A 17831-nucleotide genomic window follows, 5' to 3' on the forward strand; every position below is an offset into this window, starting at 1 on the left:
GGCTCCACTCGGGGAGGCCGACGGCAGCGGGCGAGGGGCAGAACCCGCCGCGGGCGACGCCGACCCGACCATCGGCAACGCACCGAGCCCGACAGCCCCCAGAGCAGCGCTCTGAAGGAACTCACGACGATTGGTCATTAATACCCTCGCTACGACAATTGATCCGCCCCAGAGGGCGTCCGGCCGAATGCCGAGACTTCGAACCCTACGGAAAAGGCTCCGTGCGGGATACAAATTTGTCGTCGGAATTGTGGCCAAATTACCTGAGACATGACGAACGGTGCGTTCGAACCCACGAACGGAACCGCCAGACCCCGCCAATAGTACGGGCGAGCGACCGTTATCGTTACTCCGGGTGGCGGGGAGCCATCGGGTCGACCCCGCCGGGCGGTCTTACTTGTGAAGCCGAGCGGTCGTGATGGTTACTCTGTGTGGCCGGAGGGCGAGGCGACCACATCTCCGGCAGTGCGGAGGGCCCGAACCAGCAATTCGGCACGCTCAGGGACACAGCCCGTGCTCGTGAGGACGTGCCGTGCCATGCTGAGCGCGAGTTCCCGTTCGCCCATGACCGCGAGCCCCACACCCTGCCGCTCCAGGAACTGCTGCTCGCCCTCGCTGTGCGACCGGGCCACGATATCGATACTCGGATTGACCCGCCGCGCCAGCTCGACGATCTGCCGAACCTGGTACGCCCCGGGTGCCGCGACAACCAGCACCTTGGCGTCTTCGAGGTGCACGTGGTCGAGCAGGCCCGGCCGGGAGGCGTCACCGTACAGGGCCGGCACGTCGCGCGCTCGGAGGTCCTCGACGACTTCGCGATTCTGCTCGACCACGACGTAGGGCGTCCCCTCGCGATCGAGCGCCTGCCCGATGGTGCTCCCGACCCGACCGAACCCGATGATGACCGCGTGTCCGTGGAGGCGGCTTTCGGTCGCCGGGTCGGGCGACTCGAGCGCATCGCCGCGCGGCCGGTCGAAGAGGCGCGTGAGCAACGGCCGCTTCATGATGTACCGCTCGATTGCCGGTACGGCCTGGAACGCGACGGGATTGAGCGTAATCGAGAGAATCGCCCCTGCCAGGATCAGGCTGTTGCCCTCAGCGGGCAGCAAACCAAGCGACATGCCGAGCCCGGCCAGGATGAACGAGAACTCACCGATCTGCGCCAGACTGGCCGAGACGATGAGCGCCGTCCTGATGGGGTAGCGGAACAGCACGACGATGAGAAACGCGGCGACCGATTTACCGACCACGATGATCAGTACGACTTTGAGCACTGCCAGTGGGTTCCGAATCAGCACCGATGGATCGAAGAGCATGCCAACCGACACGAAGAACAGCACCGCGAACGCATCCTGCAGCGGAAGCGCCTCAGCGGCGGCCTGGTGACTCAGGTCGGACTCGGAAATCACGACACCGGCAAAGAAGGCGCCCAGGGCATAGGAGACCCCGAACAGCGCACCGGCGCCGAAGGCAATGCCGAGCGCGGCGGCCAGGACCGCCAGGGTAAACAGCTCGCGAAAGCCCGTCCGCGCCACCTGCGCAAGCAGCCACGGGATCAACCGGATGCCGACAAAGAGCATCAACCCAATGAAGAGCGACACCTTGAGCAGTGTCGTCGTTATCGCCGTCCCGATACTGGTGGCCGCATTCGGATCGGTCGATGCGGTTCCGCCCAGCGGCACCGCCAGCGCAGGTAGCAGCACCAGCGCCAGGACCATCGCCAGGTCTTCGACGATCAACCAGCCGACTGCGATTCGTCCGTTGATCGAATCGAGCAGCCCGCGTTCCTCGAGCGCACGCAGGAGGACGACCGTGCTGGCGACCGAAAGCGACAGACCGAACACGATGCCCTGACCCCAGGTCCAGCCCCACCAGACGGCGACGGTCGCCCCAAGCGCGGTCGCGACCGCGATCTGTGCCACGGCCCCGGGTACGGCGATTTTGCGGACCGCCATCAGGTCCCGCATGGAGAAATGGAGGCCAACACCGAACATCAGCAGCATCACGCCAATCTCAGCGAGCTGATTGGCTAGACCAGAATCTGCCACGAATCCTGGCGTGAAGGGACCGACGACAACGCCGGCGATGAGGTAGCCGACCAGCGGAGGAAGCTTGAACCGCGAGGCAACGAAGCCGAAGATGAATGCGAGGCCAAGACCAATGGATATTGTCGCAATCAACTCGGTATGATGCGGCATAGAGCTCGTCCCGATGGTGAATCCCGGCTGCTGTCGGCAGGCCGGCAATGTCCACGGTCGGGCAGCCTCGGTCAACCCTCCAATGTCGTTGCCCCGTGCTTATTCGCCCTTGAGCACTTCGACCGGATCGAGGCGCGCGGCGTGGCGGGCCGGCCCGTACGTTGCCAGCGCGGCAACCACGAGCATGATCAGGGGGGCCAGCACGAACGCGAGGGGATCCCGAACACCAACGCCGTACACGAGGTTCCGCAGCAGGGAAGCCGCGAACCAGCCCCCGATCAGGCCGATTCCCGCGCCGGCCAGCGCGAGCGCGAGACCTCCCCGCATGACGAGGCCCAGCACGGCGCTGGCATCCGCGCCGAGCGCAGTTCGCACCCCGATCTCACGACGCCTGAGGCCAACCAGGTAGGCCACCACCCCGTACAGTCCGACGATCGCGAGAATGAAGGCTGTCGCGGCAACACTGATTGCCGCCACTGTCATGGCTCGACGTGGCCCCCGATCGATCGCCAGCCGCTGCGCAAAGGTCGTGACGTTCGGCTGACCGCCGCTCGCTCGCGGCAGATCAGGATCGATGGCTGCGATGGTGCGCCAGAGCGGCTCGACCAGGGCATCCGGGGCGCCGCTCGCGCGGGCAACGACGTTCGTGAATAGCCAGGGGTTCCAGGTATATGGGAGATAGACCTCCTCCGATGGAGTCGATTCTGCCCCGAAGTGGCGAACATCCCCGACCACGCCGATCACCACACCGGTGATCGGAGTGCCGGCATCGGGGAGCCAGCGGGCGGACCGGAAAACCGTGATCCGTCTCCCCAGCGGATCCGTGCCGCCAAAGTGGCGGCGGGCCAGTGCGTCGTTGATGATCAGGCCGTCGTTCGGCCCCGCCAGGTCGGCATCGGAGTAGCCCCGCCCCCGGAGAATCGGAATACCCATCGTTGCGAAATACTCGGGCGAGATGAGGCGAAAGGCGGCCTGCGGCGGCGAGACCCCGGGTTGCTCGGCCTCACCATCGACCACCAGTCGCGTCACGATGCCAGCCCGGCCGATCGGCGCGTGGTTGATCAGCGCTGCGGCCGTCACCCCGGGGGTGCGCTGCACCTCGTCGAGGACGCGGCGGTAGAGGGCCAGCGTCGCGTCGGGGCCGGGGTACCGAGCTTGATCCGGATAGAGGGAGAGCGCAAGCAGTCGGTCGGGATTAAAGCCGATCGGGGTGTTCGCCACCTGGATCAGGCTCCGGGTGAGAACCGCGGCGCCGACGAGCAGAGTGACCGCGAGCCCAACCTGGCCAACCACGAGGGCCTGCTGAGCACGGGTCCGCCCACCCGAGCCACGACCGGACCTGACGAGCTCCGCAACGGGACCGCGGGTGGCGCGGAGTGCGGGGAGCAGGCCGCTGAGCAACGCCGCGGCCCCGGCCAGAGCAACGGCGGCGAGACCGAGCCGCGGCTCGACTCGCACCTCTTCGAGACGGGGCAGCAGGTTCGGGACAGCGCGCTGCAGTGCGCGGAGCATCGTGCCTGCCAGCAGTAGCCCCAGCGCGGAGCCGAGCAGTGCTACGACGCTGCTCTCGAGCAGACGCAACCGAATCAGGGATCCGCGACTCGCGCCAAGCGCGGCGCGCACCGCGAGCTCGCGCTCGACCGCCTGGGCCCGGACCATCGCCAGCCCGGCGACGTTGGCACAGGCAATGAGGAGCACCAGCGCAACCCCGCTCCCAAACAACAGGACGGTCCGCACCGGGCTGGGCACACCACGGTTGCCATATGCCAGGGGATCATAGAGGAAGTCGCGAACCGGGATCAGCGCCACCCGGGTCCAGCCCTGCTGCTCGACGGGATGCGCCTCCGCCAGCCGGCTGGCCACCACACCCAGCGCAGCCTCGGCGCCGGCCCGTGTGGCCCCTGCGGCAATCCGGCCGACCACCAGCCCGTCGGCATGGTTACCCCGGTATGCTACCGCTGCCTGGTCCGCAGCAGGGAGCGCCCGAAACGGCAGATAGATCTGCGCCCACGACGGCAACTGGAAGCCGGGCGGCATCACCCCGACGATCGTGACAGGGCCGTCGACCAGCGACAAGGTAGCCCCTATCGCGCTCCGATCACTGCCGAAGTAGCGCCGCCAGAAGTCGTATCCCAGCACGGCGACCCGCGCGGCAGCGAGGTCGTCCTCGCGGGTCAGAACCCGACCCAGCATGGGCGGCGTGCCTAACGCCTCGAAGAACGCCGAGGTGGGAAAGGCCACCAGAATCGCCTCCGCCGCCTCGCTCCGCCGCCAGATCATCTGGGTTCCCGGAACGTAGGCGATCCGGTCAAACCCCTCGGCCTGCGCCTCCCAGTCCTGCACGGTGGGATACGAGGGCAAGCGGATTCCGCCCGCGCGATGCGATTCGAACATCACCATGACACGATCGGGGTCGGCAAACGGCAGCGGCGTCAGCAGCAGACGGTCGGCGATGGCGACCACCGCCAGGGTAGCGCCGATCCCCAATGCGAGGATCATCGAGGCAGCCATGGTATATCCCGGCGCACGCCGGAGCCCGCGGAGAACCAGCCTGAGGTCGAGCATCCAGGCCGCCCACCGTTCGCTCAAGCGACTCCGACGACGATGAGCCACCGCCTCAGCCCTGGTGCGACGGTGTGTCTCGGCCATCGACCCCAGCTGCCGGCGCGCCTCCGACTCGGCATCCTCGCGGGACATTCCGGACTGGATCAGCGCATCCACTTTATGGGCCAGGTGGCTTTCGAGCTCATCCCGGACCTCGTCGTCGACACCCGGTTCACGACCGGCAAGGCGGAAGATCCTGCGCATCAGCCCGCCGATCGCTCGACGGGGCGAAGCACCTTGGCCACGGCCTCGACATAGCGGTCCCAAGCCGCCGTGGCCGCCCGAAGCTCGCGCCGCCCCTTTGCCGTCAAGCGATAGTACTTGGCGCGCCGATTGTTCTCAGACAGGCCCCATTCCGACTCCAGTAAGCCCCGCTTCTCGAGGCGGTGCAGCGCCGGATAGAGTGCCCCCTCTTCGACCAGAAGCGCCTGATCCGTGCGTTCCTTGATCCAGGTCGTGATCGCATACCCGTGCAACGCCCGGCCCCACGACAGCGTTCGAAGGATCAGAATGTCGAGAGTGCCCTGCAGAAGATCGAGGCCTGCCATGCTCTTCCCCTAATTTGCTTATGGATAACATCGCACGCTTCCCCTAAACCCGCAATGGGGCAGCCGATTCCGGCCAGTAATCGGATGACAACTCGCCGCACCAGCTTGCGGTTACCGGGAACGGACCCTACCTTCGCCTTCCCGCCTTGTTACCGGATGCGCCTCCTGCAGCTCCGAATCTGGGGCTCGCAGAGCCTCCCGTTCTCGGCACGCCAGCGGAACCGGAGCATACGCGCCTGGAGATTTCCGTGACAGCTCTACAAACGCGGCTTGGCCCTTCAGGTCGTCTTGGCCGAATCCTGCAATACGCTGGCAAGTTGCTGCGCGATGGCTGGCTGATCGTAGGTGGCGTTCTGGTGCTGCTGCTGGCGCTCGAGTTCACCTATCGGGCGCAGGCGGGCGTGCGGCGGGCCGTCCTGAGCAACAATCTCAGTGAGACCCTCTTTCCCGCCTCCGCCCCCGACTGGGTCGACGCCTACCTGAGGGAGGAACTCGCCACGTACGACCTCAACTGGCGCCCCTATGTGTACTTCCGCAGAGCGCCGTTCGCCGGGCGGTACATCAACATTGATTCGACTGGAAAGCGGGTAACGTTTCCTGCGGCGTCATCCGACCGACCCGTGGTGTGGCTTTTCGGCGGCTCGACGATGTTCGGGACGTTCCAGCGAGACAGCCAGACTATCGCGTCGGTCCTTGCTGCGCAGCTTCGCGATCGAGGCAACTCGAGCCAAGTGGTCAACTGGGGCGAAACCGGGTACGTCTTCACGCAGGAAGTCATCGAGTTGCTGCTCCAGCTGCGCGACGGCGCCCGCCCCGACGTCGTGGTGTTCTACGACGGTATCAATGAGGTCGTCGCGGCAATTCAGCACCGTGCCGGCGTGCCTCAGAACGAGCAACAGCGGGCGCGCGACTTCGCGTTTGGCCGAACGGTGTTTTCCTGGAATCGAGACCTGGCGGCCGATGGCCGGGCACTCGGCGCCCTTGCTGGGGTGGCTATGACCCGGTCGCAGTTGTTCGCTCGGCTCGTGAACTTGCGCGCTGAGTCAGCGCCACTGCGAGAGCCCTCAGCTGTGACCCGTGAAGTTGTCCGAACCTACGTCGAAACCGTGCGCTTGGTTGAGGCCGCCGCCGAGCGCTACGGGTTTGAGCCGATCTATCTCTGGCAACCGACCCTTCATGCCAGCGATAAGGCCCTCAGTCCCGAGGAGAGCGAGCTGATGGATCGAGTCGAGGCCAGCCCCTTCCATAGTCTGGTGCGACAGGTTCACGTCAACATTGCTGCGGCAATCGATTCGGCCATGACCGGGGTGGCCGACAGCCGATTCCTCAATCTTGCCCGCGTGTTTGCCGGGAATCCCGAACCGATCTTCGTCGATATCGTCGGCCACACAGTCGAAGCTGCCAATCCGCTCATCGTGGATCGAATAGCGCCCCTCGTCGCGGCCGCGCTGGCAACGCCGCGAGCGCGCGGACCGGCGAGGTCGGCAGGGTCGAGTCTGCCCTGAAACGGACGAGGCGCGGCGGCCCCAGTTCGGACCGCCGCGCCTCCCCCTCAGCCACAACGCTTCGGGTTACTGAACCGCGTTGACCATGTCGAAGATCGGCAGGTACATCGCCACCACCATGCCGCCGACGATGACGCCGAGCACCACGATCATGATCGGCTCCATCAGCGAGAGCAGTGCGCTCACCGCCACGTCCACCTCTGCATCATAGAAGTCCGCGATCTTGGACAACATGTCGTCGAGGCCGCCGGTTTGCTCACCGACCGCGATCATCGAGATCACCATCGGCGGAAAGACATTGGACGCCTGGAGCGGCCCGGCTATCGTATCACCACCGGCAATCGAGGCCCGGGACTGCATCACGGCGTCGTGAATGACCCGGTTGCCCGCGGTCTTGGCGGTGATCTCGAGCCCATCGAGGATCGACACACCAGAGGAAATCAGGGTGCCGAGCGTCCGGGTGAACCGGGACACTGCCGACTTGCGGAGCAAGTCACCAATGACTGGTGCTCGCAGGAGGGCACCGTCGACGGTACGGCGTCCGTTCGGCGTCAGGTAGTATTGTCGGCCGAGGAAGATGGCCGCCGCGATGCTGCCGAGGATAACCCACCACCATTGGATCAATCCGCTCGACAGGGCGATCACGATCCGGGTCGGCAGCGGGAGTTCCATCGCGACCGTCGCGAACATCGCCTCGAACGTCGGAATTACGAAGATCAGCAGGACCGCGATGGCAATCACGGCCACCGAGATGATCACGGCCGGGTAGACCATCGCGCCTTTGACCTTGCGGATCAGGGCGTCGTTCTTTTCGAGGAAGGTCGCCAGGCGGAGGAGGATCGTGTCGAGAATACCGCCCGCCTCGCCGGCCGCCACCATGTTGACGTAGAGATCCGGAAATGCCTTCGGATGCTTGCGGAACGCATCGGCGAGCGTGTTACCGGCTTCGACGTCGAAGACGACCTGCTTGACGATGTCCTTGAGCGCCTTGTTCTCGGTTTGCTGGGCCAGAATGGTGAGGGACTGCACCAGTGGCAGACCCGCATTGATCATGGTGGCAAACTGTCGCGTGAAGATGACGAGGTCGCGGGTGGTTACGCGGCCCGCTCCTGGCAGCTTGAACGCGTACTGTTTCGGTTGCTCTCGAACCGTGACGAGCAGCAGCCGGTTCTTCTTGAGGTACGCCATGACGTCGTCCTTGGACGGGACGTCGAGGGTACCCTTCATGATCTGTCCGCTCGTCGTGTTCTTCGCGGTATACTCGAATACGGCCATGTCTTGGTCCTCGCCTCGCTATCGCCGAGCCAGCACGCGGTCGCTCTTTTCCTTGGGCAGTTCGGCAATGGCCTGCTCGTCCATGGGCTTCTCGCCGATCATGCGCAGGAACTCGTTGGGCTCCTGAGCAACCCGAAGGCATTCTTCCTTGACTACTTCTCGTGTCATGTACAGCTGGTACAGAGAATCCGTCATGGTCTGCATTCCATGCTTCTTGCCGGACTGCAGCGCCGAGTAGATCTGATGGATTTTGTCGTCGCGAATCAGGGCGCGGATCGCCGGAGTGGCGACCATGATTTCGCAGGCCATGACCCGCCCGCGGCCCCTGGCTCTCTGCAACAGGGTCTGGGTTACGACCCCCTCGAGCACAAAGGCGAGCTGGGCCCGAATCTGCGACTGCTGATTATGGGGAAAGACGTCGATGATGCGGTTGATCGACTCTGCGGCAGAATTGGTGTGCAATGTGGCCAGCACCAGATGGCCGGTTTCCGCGATCGTCAGCGCGGCGGCCACCGTTTCCAGGTCGCGCATTTCGCCTACCAGAATCACGTCCGGGTCTTCGCGAAGCGCATACTTGAGCGCCGCCGAGAACGACTTGGTATCCGTCCCAACCTCGCGCTGGTTGACGATACAGCTCTGGTGGCGATGGATGAACTCGATGGGATCTTCGACCGTAATGATGTGACCCTTACGATCCTTGTTGATCTTGTCGATCACCGCAGCAAGCGTCGTCGACTTTCCGGAACCGGTCGGGCCAGTCACCAGGATCAGCCCCCGCGGCCGCTCGGAAAGGCGAGCCATGACAGGAGGAAGACCAAGTTCGTCGAAGGTGCGGACGCTGAAAGGAATCATCCGAAGCACCATGGCCACACAGCCGCGCTGTTTGAACACGTTGCCGCGGAAGCGGGCCAGATTCTGGATCCCGAACGAGAAGTCGAGTTCGTCGTCGAGTTCGAACCGCTTCTTCTGCGACTCGGTCAGGACCGAGTACGCCAGCTGGATGGTGTCCTTTGGTGTCAGCACATGATCGACGGAACAGTCGCCAATGTCGCCGTCGATCCGCAGCTTGGGCCGCTCACCGGCCGTGATGTGCAGATCGGACGCATCCTTGTCGATCATCTCCTGGAGGAGTGACCGGAGATTGAGCCGGTTCTGCCCTGCGGCCCCGCCCGCCGCACCATCCTGAACCCGCAGGTCGCTCTCGCTCATGCCGACGTCTCCTTGACCACTTCTTCCAGGGTCGTCACGCCTCGCTCGATCTTCTTGTAGCCGTCCATCCGCAAGGTCAGCATACCTTCTTTGACGGCCTGATCCCGCAGCTCCGCCACCGATGCGCCACGCAGCACCATCCGCCGCAGCTCATGACTCATGGTCATGACTTCGTACAGGCCCGCTCGGCCCTTGTAGCCCGTGCCGCCGCAGGCGTCACAACCGGTACCTTTCTGGAACGCCATGCCACGCACAGCTTCGACATTATCGTTGAGCGCCCGGAGTTCCTCTTCCTTGTACTTCGCTGGCGCCTTGCAATTGGAGCAGATCCGCCGTACCAGTCGCTGCGCCACGACCAGGTTGACGGCCGCCGCGACGTTGAAGGGCTCGATTCCCATGTCGATCATACGGGTAATCGTGCTCGGCGCATCGTTGGTATGGAGCGTCGAGAGCACCAGGTGACCTGTCAAGGCAGCCTTGATACCGATGCCGCCCGTCTCGAGATCTCGGATTTCACCGATCATGACGACGTTGGGATCCTGCCGCAGGAAGGCGCGAAGTGCGGCGGCAAAGGTCAGCCCGATTTCCGGCCGCACCTGCACCTGGTTGATCCCCATCAAATTGTACTCGACCGGATCCTCGGCCGTCATGATGTTGGTTTCGATCGTGTTGATCCGCTGCAGCGCCGAGTAGAGCGTCGTCGTCTTGCCCGAGCCGGTCGGGCCGGTGACCAGCACCATCCCGTACGGATTGAGGATGTTACGCAGCAGGTCCGCTTCCGCCTTGGGTTCGAACCCGAAGGTGCTGAGGTCGAGCGTCAGGTTCCCCTTGTCGAGGATTCGGAGCACGATCTTCTCTCCGAAGAGACACGGCAGGGTCGAGACGCGGAAGTCGATGACCTTGGGGCCCATCTTGAGCTTGAGCCGACCGTCCTGCGGAATCCGGCGCTCGGCAATGTTCAGCTGCGAAAGAATCTTGATCCGGGAAATCAGCGCTGCGCGCAGTTTGATCGGCGGCTTCATCACTTCCTGGAGCACACCGTCAACGCGGTAGCGAACCCGCATTTCGTGTTCGAAACACTCGACATGGATGTCCGAGGCGCCGCGCTTGACCGCGTCGGTCAGGATGCCGTTGATCAGCTTGACGACCGGCGCGTCATTGATCTGGGCCTGACTGACGTTCTCGTCCTCCTGGTCCTCGACCAGTTCGAGATCATCGGTCAGCCCAAGGCCCTCCATATCCTTGAGAATTTCCTGCAGCTGGGCCTGCTGCGCACCTTCGCCGACGTCGTAATACTTGTCGATCAGTCCCCGGAGCGTGTACTCGCCGGCCAGCACGGGGAACAGATCAAATCGGGTAATGAACTTGAGATCCTGCAACAGACCGTGATCGGTCGGGTCGGCCATCGCGACCGTGAGCGTGCGACCCTCCCGCTTGAGCGGCAGCACGCAGTGCTTCCGAGCCACATCGGTCGGAATCAGTTTGAGAATCTTGGAGTCGACTTCGAACCGGGACAGATCGACGGCAGGCACCCGGTGCTGGCGCGCCAGGATCTTGGTTACGTCGACCTCGGACAGGAGACCGAGCTTGACAAGCACATAGCCCAGGCGATGACCGGAACTCTTCTGTTCCGTCAACGCCTGGCTCAGCTGCTCGCGGGTCAGCAGGTTCTCCGAAAGGAGAATCTCACCCAAACGATCACCGACGCCGGGGGGGGCCGCCACCATTGCCATCGTGCCTTCGGAACCTCTTTCCCGCCCAGGGACCCGTTCAAACTGCAAGATCTTGCATTGACCGACCAGGGGTCAGGCAGCCTTCTACTACGAATCTGGTGCCAGTTGAGCTATCGGATCACGGGATCGCAACTTGAGGCGCCATTTGAGTTACCAGCCGCCTGGTGATTCCCGGGACCTTGGCCAGGTCCGCCACCGACGCGAATGGCCCGTGCCTTTGGCGATATGCCACTATGGCTTTTGCACGACTTGGGCCGATCCCCGGGAGGCGTTCCAGCTCCGCCTGGCTGGCCGAGTTGACGCGGACCCGCGGCCCGGTCCGGGGCCTCTCACTACCGCCGCGCAACCCCTCAGGACCGGCGACCACGTTCGGTGGCAGCGGCACCGGCGGCGGGATCGCGACCCCCCGCAGTGCCGGGCGGCGGCCCTGGATCCGAAGAGTATCGCCGAGCGCGAGATGGGGCCCGATGGCCCGGAAGAGGGCCGGCCCGACCCCGGGAACCGCGTCGACCTCGCCAAGAGAGGCGAAACCGCCAAGACTGTCCCGAATTCTGACCATCCGGCGAGCCAGCCCTGGCCCGACCTTGGGCAGTCTCGTCAGCTCGGCGACCGTGGCTCGATTGAGATCGATCTGCTCATCCGCCCGAAGCGGGCGCCCGAGCCGCGCCGACGCGGCCCGATGCCCTGCGGGATCCCCAGGCACTACGCCCGACAGGAGTTGCAACCCGCCCGGGGCATCGGACGAGCCCAGCGCGACGGCGCGGAGCGCGTGGCCAAGCGCGGCAACTGCCAGCAATGAGGCGATTGCGAGACGTTCTTTGGGCGACATCGTGCCAAAATGCGCTTCCACCAGCCCATCAACTCACCCGTTTTACGCAATGAGTTGCCTCGTATTGCGATTCGGGTCTGGAGGGGACCGACCTGGAGCAACCCCGACCAAATCTGACGGGTTTCGTCGCAGTTTTTCGTAACGGTCGGCAAGACCGGACGTGGGCTCACCCCGCTTCGGTACAGCTCTTCATTTTCGCAGGGAGAACCACGATGAAGCTCTTCCTCAGCCAGCTCAACCGAGCGGCTGGCCAGTTGGCATTGGTCGTTTTGGCCGCCTGCAGTTCGGGCGACGACACCGGCACCAACCCCCCGGGGCCCAACCCGGCGATTGCGCTCTCGTTGAGCGGGACAAGCGCTACCGTGACGGCGGGGAGCACTCATGAGGTAACCGCGACGCTGGCGCGCAGCGGCGGCTACTCAGGCACTGTCACGTTCAGCGTCGACGGGGTCCCCGCCGGCGTGAGCGGCACCCTGAGCACGCCGTCGACATCCGGAACGACCACGACGGCCACCGTCACCATCGGCGTCGCGGGCACGACGTCACCCGGTACCTACAATCTGACCGTTCGTGCGATGGGCAGCGGAGTCTCCGATGCCACGGCCTCTTTTGCCCTGACCGTGCAGGCTGCCCCAGCCGGCGGGTTCACGCTCGCGGTCTCGCCGGCGGCCGTTTCGGTGACCCAGGGAAGCAGCGCAAGCACCGCAGTTGCGATCACCCGTTCCGGCGGCTTCGCAGGCTCAGTGGCGCTGACGGTCACCGGCGCACCGTCTGGTCTGACAGCTACGCTGAATCCCGCCAGCACAACGGGGTCGTCGAGTACCCTGACGCTCTCCGCGGCAGCGAGCCTCGGCGTCGGCACCCATACGCTGACGGTCCGCGGCAACGCCAGCGGTCAGGCCGAGCGCACGGCGACCGTTCAGGTCTCGATCAGCGCGGCCAGCGGAAGCAGCGACGAGGTCACGCTCGACCTCTCCGCTTGCGGCCTGCGACCGAGCTGGCTTGCCGTGCAGGACGGCACCGGTCCCTGGACGGTGGTGACACCCGCCAGCAACGTCTATCGGTTTACCATTGCCTCGGGGCGCGGAGCGCTGGCATTTCCGTTCGCCACCACCTTCAACGTGCACCATCTGTCTCGAGCCGAGCTGCAGCATGCCGACGGGTATTTCTGCGGAACGGCCGAACAGACCAAGGTCGTCGTCGGGACCGTTGCCGGCCTGGGTAATAACGACTTCGCCCAGATCTGGCTCGGGGGTGGCGCGGGCAATGTCTCGCACCCCAACACGTCGTTCTCGATCCTCCAGGTCCGCCCGGGCAGCCATGCACTGACCGGCTGGCGTCACAATACGCTCGCCGAGATCCTTGGCACGCCGGGCAACCCCGACCGCGGCTACGTTCGGCGCGGGCTCGACATTGCCAACAACGCTTCGGTGGGCGTGGTCGACTTCGAAGGCCCCGATTCGTTCACGCCAGCGAGCGCGACGATCAGCGTGACCGGACAGCGAACCGGATCCACCATGAATCATTCGATGGCGTATTTCACCGGCGCGGCATGCCACATTGCGGCCCTGTACACCTCGTCGGCCCCGACGACCACGAGCATGACGGCCTTCGGCTTTCCGACCAGCCTGCAGGAGGCCAGTGACTTCCACATGCTGACCGTGACGGAACTGCGGGACGCCGGGACCGTGCCAACCGGCTATTCAGGGGGTCGGGTGATTCAGCAAGTCTTTCATCAGCTCACCAACCGGACCGTCGCGCTGCCAGCCCAGCTGTCACGGCCCACCGTGACGACCCTGACCGGACCCTATCGCCGCTTGCAGGCCGTCATCACGGTGCCCGACGAGTACCAGCGGCTCATCAGCCTCTCGTATAACCAGACGGGTAGTGCGCGTACCGTCAACCTGACGGCAACACCGGGCTGGTTCGGCAGCGACACGGCAACACTCGCGATGCCGGACCTGAGCGGCTTGCCCGGCTGGAACCCCGTCTGGGCGCCACCAGCAGAGGCCACGGGTACCTGGGCAGTTCAGGCCACCGGCAACAACCTGACGAGTTCGACCGTGTGCATCGAAGGGGCGTACATCATCCAGGCTTCGGAACTGGGGACCTTCTGAGGGGCTGGGGTGGGAGGCGCTACAAACGGCCCCCACCCTGCTCTACCCGCCTACCGAGATGGGCGCGCCTCTCGAATCATCGCCATCATCACATTGCCGACCGCCTCGAGCGTGGCGGCACTCAGCTTGTCGACCGTGTCATCGACCGTATGCCAGTACGGGAACCCGGTGCCCGCCCCGAAGTCGGCAATCACATCGATGGCGCGGATGCCCACCTGCTGCAGCGGAATATGGTCATCCGTAATGGCCGGCCCGATCTGGTCGACGAACAGGGCGTCGTATCCCATTCGTTTTGCCATAGCCCAAACCGCGTCGACCAGCGCGGGGGCTGCGGTCACGGAATAGCCCTCTTTCCGAAAGCGTGAGTTCGCAGCGCCGACCATGTCGAGCAGGATGGCGTACTCCGGTTTCGGGCCGATCTGGTGCTTGGCATAGTAGCGCGACCCGATCAGCACATCAGCGTCTTCGCTGAAGTCACCGTAGTCCTCACCGTCAACCATCAGCAAGTCGACTCCGACCTCCGGCGGCCGAGCGGACAGCACATCCGCCATGGCCAGGAGGACGGCGACCCCCGAGGCCCCGTCATTGGCGCCCGGAACCGGTTGCTTGGCACGGGCCCCCGTGTCCGCATCGGCCACCGGTCGGGTGTCCCAATGGGCCAGGAAGAGTATCCGGTGTGCGGCGTCCGGCCGGAACCGTGCGACCAGGTTCCGCATCGGCAGGGAGTCTCCCTGAAGGGTCACATGGGTCCATTCCTGCGTGATCACGGTGTCGGCGCGCATCCGCAGCAGACTGTCGAGCCACTGCCCGGTGCGGCGATGACCCTCTGACCCCGGAATACGGGGCCCCATTTCGACTTGCGCCCTGGCGTAGGCAAGCGCAGCCTGGCCGTCGATCTCGGGTACCGGCGGCTGGCTCGACTGACAGCCAACCACCCCAAGGGCGAGCACCAGCAGTGCTGAACGTACCATCAGATCTCGCGTGCGGTGTGAGGGCAGGACGATACGGACGGTGTCCCCCGTTCGGAAGGGGCAGTGACGGAATCTCAGCCACGAAGAGGGCCTCCAACTGCCCAGGTCGATTAGTTTTCAGAGCTTATGCGCCTGCTCCGCGGTCACATCCTCCGTTCGATCATCGGCCCGTTCGTTTTTTCGCTCGGGGCCTGCACCGGCCTCCTGCTCGTCAACCAGCTTGCCAAGCAGTTCGGGAACCTGGTCGGTAAGGACCTTCCCTGGCAGGTCATCGTCGAAGTCCTGACACTGAGCATTCCGTTTATCGTCGCGCTGACGCTGCCGATGGCGGTTCTGGTGGCCGTGCTGTACGGCTACAGTCAGCTTGGCGCCGACAACGAGATTACTGCCATGCGTGCGAGTGGCCTCAGCGTGATGCAGATGCTCAGACCGGCTCTCGTCGCTGGCATCCTGATGATGCTGATCAGCTTCGTCTTCGTCGATCAGGTGCTGCCCCGCACCAATGCGCGGCTCGGTAACCTGCAGACGGACATCGGCCAGAAGAAGCCTGCCTTCCAGATGCGGGAGCAGGCCATCAATCAGCTGCCGCCGTACTTCGTCCGAGCCGGACGGGTGTATCCGGGCTCCGGTCGCCTGACCGACGTCGAAATCTTCGACTTGAGCCTGGCAACCGGTCGGCGGGTGGTGTACGCCGACAGCGGCGTGATGGCCTTCGACGAGCGGGGGGTCGACCTCGCCCTGACGCTCTACACCGGGAAGGTGCACGAGTACATCACAGCGGAGCCCTCCAAGATCCGGATCACCCATTTCGATCGCAACCTGATCCGGGTCAAGAACGTCCAGAACATGTTCGACCGCGACACCGCCAATTTCCATCGTGGCGACCGCGAGATGACGACCTGCGAGATGATGGACCAGGTCAGCTACGCCGACCGGCGCGCCCTGGTCTCCGACGATCAGCGGTACTCCCTTGCCGTGCATGACCTTCGCAACCTGATGCGACTCAAGCTCCCGATCGTGGAGCCGGGGCCGGTCCCCGATGTCGTCCGGCACTGCGGGCGGTGGCGGGTCATCGAGCGCGCCATTGGGCGCGTCATTCTGCCCCAAGTGGCCACCGCGCAAGAACCAGCTCCGGTGCCCGCAACCACACCGGCAGGTCAGGACACGGCAGCGATCGACTCGACCAGCCCGGGTGTGGTGGCCGCTCCGATTCCGGACCAGACGGCGCCGCCCTCCATCAGTACGCTTGGTGAAGTGACCTCGGCCGCCTATGACGGCCGTCAGGCGCGGGTCACCTCCGCCAAGTTCAAGGTCGAGATCCACAAGAAGTACGCCATCAGTGTTGCCTGCCTGACGTTCGTGCTGATCGGGGTGGCCCTGGCGCTGCGCTTCCCGCGGGGCGGCATGGGCCTGGTCATCGGCGGCGGGCTCTCGATCTTTGCCGTCTTTTATGTCGGGCTGGTCGGCGGCGAGGCGCTGGCCGATCGCGGTTACGTCAAGCCAGCACTCGTCATGTGGGCTCCCAATGCCGTTGTCTTGCTGGTCGGCCTGATCGGCCTCTTCCGGGTCAACCGTGAGTTCGGATCGACCCGCGGTGGAGACTTTGCAGATCTGCTCGATACGTTGACGCGGCCGTTCCGCCGCAAGCCGAAAGCGGCCTGACCGTGGTCATCATCCGACGTCTGAGCCGCTACGTCCTCGGCCAATGGCTCAAGATCTTCTTCCTGGCCGGACTCGGTCTGCCGGTCGTGTCGGTCCTGGTCTACCTGACCGAGCGCCTCAACCGACTGCTCGACCGCGATCTGAGCGCCGCCGTGATTGCGCAGATCGGGCTGTTCGCGATTCCCGGGAACACCGCCAACATGATTCCGGCGGCAACCCTGTTCGCCACGGTGTTTACCGTCGGGCCGTTGGCGCGAAATTCAGAGATTACCGCCGCCAAGGCTGGCGGCGTCAGCTTCTATCGTCTGGTGTTTCCGATCCTGGTCGCAGCAGCGCTCGCGGGCCTGTTCTGTTTCTGGGTTACGGAAATCGCGCCGCAAACCACCGCCAGACAGCTCGAACTCGAGCGGGAGCGCACCAACCGAAACCAGACCACGCGGTACGATTTCGTGTACCTCGCGGACAATGGCTGGACCTACTCGATCCGCTATCTCGATACCCAGAACAACGGGATGCAGACCCTGCTGCTCGAGCACGCCGGCCGCGCAGAGAACTACCCCAACATTGCCATCACCGCCGACAGCGCCAAATGGGTCGATTCGACCGGTCGCTGGCGCCTCGAAAGCGGCATGCTCCACATCCTGGGCGACTCGAGCGCCAGGATGACGGCCCAGTTTGCCACCCTGGAGATGGCGACGCTCAACGAGCAGCCAACCTCCCTGCTGAGCGAGCCCAAGCGCCCAGAGGAGATGACCTATCAGGAGCTGGCGAGCTTCATCACCACGCTTTCGCGCTCCGGCAACGACACCAAGAAACTCGAAGTCGACCTTGCGGTGAAGCTGGCGCTGCCGGCCGCATGCCTGGTTATCGCGCTGTTCGGTGCGCCACTGGCCATGAGCAACCCACGCGCCGGGGCGGCGTGGGGCATCGCAGCCAGTCTGGGTACCACAGTGGTCTACCTGCTGCTGATCAACCTCGCCAAGGCCGTTGGGGCCACGGGTGTGATCTCACCCACGCTCTCTGCCTGGCTGCCCAACGCATTCTTTTTGACACTTGGCCTTTGGCTCTTTGCCAGGGTGCGGACCTGAGCTGCACCGCACTCGTGGTGCGCAGGCAGCAGTGAACCATTGGGCACCAAGCCCCACATGAACGGTCACAACGAAGAGCGGGGGTGGGACAG

At 64.6% G+C, this 17831-nt stretch carries 12 protein-coding genes; 4 read left to right on the top strand and 8 right to left on the bottom strand.

Going from position 1 to position 17831, the window contains the following annotated elements:
* Positions 1-422: 422 nt before the first annotated feature.
* The 3 genes from KF785_13760 to KF785_13770 all read right to left on the bottom strand — a co-directional run bounded on the left by KF785_13760 (position 423) and on the right by KF785_13770 (position 5350).
* Positions 423-2198, bottom strand: a complete 1776-nt coding sequence (locus KF785_13760; GenBank protein ID MBX3147828.1) for a Kef family K(+) transporter — start codon at positions 2196-2198, stop codon at positions 423-425.
* A 99-nt stretch (positions 2199-2297) separates the two neighbouring features.
* Positions 2298-5006 carry an ABC transporter permease gene (locus tag KF785_13765; protein MBX3147829.1) on the bottom strand — a complete coding sequence of 903 codons (2709 nt, stop codon included), beginning with the start codon at positions 5004-5006 and terminating at the stop codon, positions 2298-2300.
* Positions 5006-5350 (bottom strand): PadR family transcriptional regulator, encoded by a 345-nt coding sequence (locus KF785_13770; GenBank protein ID MBX3147830.1) that lies wholly within the window; start codon positions 5348-5350, stop codon positions 5006-5008. Before KF785_13770 ends, KF785_13765 begins: the two co-directional genes overlap by 1 nt.
* Positions 5351-5598: 248 nt before the next feature.
* Between KF785_13770 and KF785_13775 the strand changes: the two genes are divergently transcribed.
* Positions 5599-6855, top strand: a complete 1257-nt coding sequence (locus tag KF785_13775; protein ID MBX3147831.1) for a hypothetical protein — start codon at positions 5599-5601, stop codon at positions 6853-6855.
* A gap of 66 nt (positions 6856-6921) precedes the next feature.
* On the opposite strand, the gene KF785_13780 is transcribed toward KF785_13775, so the two are convergent.
* The 4 genes from KF785_13780 to KF785_13795 form a co-directional block, all read right to left on the bottom strand.
* On the bottom strand, positions 6922-8130 hold the full coding sequence (locus KF785_13780) for a type II secretion system F family protein (GenBank protein ID MBX3147832.1): 1209 nt from the start codon (positions 8128-8130) through the stop codon (positions 6922-6924).
* Between the two features lie 18 nt (positions 8131-8148).
* Positions 8149-9339, bottom strand: a complete 1191-nt coding sequence (locus tag KF785_13785) for a type IV pilus twitching motility protein PilT (protein MBX3147833.1) — start codon at positions 9337-9339, stop codon at positions 8149-8151.
* Positions 9336-11072: a type IV-A pilus assembly ATPase PilB gene (gene pilB, locus KF785_13790; GenBank protein MBX3147834.1), complete on the bottom strand. Its 1737-nt coding sequence runs from the start codon at positions 11070-11072 to the stop codon at positions 9336-9338. Before pilB ends, KF785_13785 begins: the two co-directional genes overlap by 4 nt.
* A 118-nt stretch (positions 11073-11190) precedes the next feature.
* Entirely contained in the window at positions 11191-11922 is a 732-nt protein-coding gene (locus KF785_13795; protein ID MBX3147835.1) for a helix-hairpin-helix domain-containing protein, read from the bottom strand.
* A 191-nt stretch (positions 11923-12113) separates the two neighbouring features.
* Between KF785_13795 and KF785_13800 the strand changes: the two genes are divergently transcribed.
* Positions 12114-14018, top strand: a complete 1905-nt coding sequence (locus KF785_13800; protein ID MBX3147836.1) for a hypothetical protein — start codon at positions 12114-12116, stop codon at positions 14016-14018.
* A 50-nt stretch (positions 14019-14068) separates the two neighbouring features.
* Here KF785_13800 and KF785_13805 read toward each other — a convergent pair whose 3' ends face one another.
* On the bottom strand, positions 14069-14989 hold the full coding sequence (locus KF785_13805; GenBank protein MBX3147837.1) for a M28 family peptidase: 921 nt from the start codon (positions 14987-14989) through the stop codon (positions 14069-14071).
* A gap of 126 nt (positions 14990-15115) precedes the next feature.
* Between KF785_13805 and KF785_13810 the strand changes: the two genes are divergently transcribed.
* Positions 15116-16651: an LptF/LptG family permease gene (locus KF785_13810; protein MBX3147838.1), complete on the top strand. Its 1536-nt coding sequence runs from the start codon at positions 15116-15118 to the stop codon at positions 16649-16651.
* 2 nt (positions 16652-16653) lie between these two features.
* A complete protein-coding gene (locus KF785_13815; GenBank protein MBX3147839.1) occupies positions 16654-17739 on the top strand; it encodes an LptF/LptG family permease in 1086 nt (361 codons plus the stop codon).
* The last annotated feature ends 92 nt before the right edge of the window (positions 17740-17831 follow it).

Source organism: Gemmatimonadales bacterium, assembly GCA_019637315.1.
Lineage (GTDB): Bacteria > Gemmatimonadota > Gemmatimonadetes > Gemmatimonadales > GWC2-71-9 > SHZU01.

What these genes read in the sequence shown, in the direction of transcription:
- KF785_13805 (MBX3147837.1), bottom strand. Translation starts at nt 14,989, where the DNA reads ATGGTACGTTCAGCACTGCTGGTGCTCGCCCTTGGGGTGGTTGGCTGT.
- KF785_13760 (MBX3147828.1), bottom strand. Translation starts at nt 2,198, where the DNA reads ATGCCGCATCATACCGAGTTGATTGCGACAATATCCATTGGTCTTGGC.
- pilB (MBX3147834.1), bottom strand. Translation starts at nt 11,072, where the DNA reads ATGGCAATGGTGGCGGCCCCCCCCGGCGTCGGTGATCGTTTGGGTGAG.
- KF785_13780 (MBX3147832.1), bottom strand. Translation starts at nt 8,130, where the DNA reads ATGGCCGTATTCGAGTATACCGCGAAGAACACGACGAGCGGACAGATC.
- KF785_13785 (MBX3147833.1), bottom strand. Translation starts at nt 9,339, where the DNA reads ATGAGCGAGAGCGACCTGCGGGTTCAGGATGGTGCGGCGGGCGGGGCC.
- KF785_13770 (MBX3147830.1), bottom strand. Translation starts at nt 5,350, where the DNA reads ATGGCAGGCCTCGATCTTCTGCAGGGCACTCTCGACATTCTGATCCTT.
- KF785_13810 (MBX3147838.1), top strand. Translation starts at nt 15,116, where the DNA reads ATGCGCCTGCTCCGCGGTCACATCCTCCGTTCGATCATCGGCCCGTTC.
- KF785_13765 (MBX3147829.1), bottom strand. Translation starts at nt 5,006, where the DNA reads ATGCGCAGGATCTTCCGCCTTGCCGGTCGTGAACCGGGTGTCGACGAC.
- KF785_13800 (MBX3147836.1), top strand. Translation starts at nt 12,114, where the DNA reads ATGAAGCTCTTCCTCAGCCAGCTCAACCGAGCGGCTGGCCAGTTGGCA.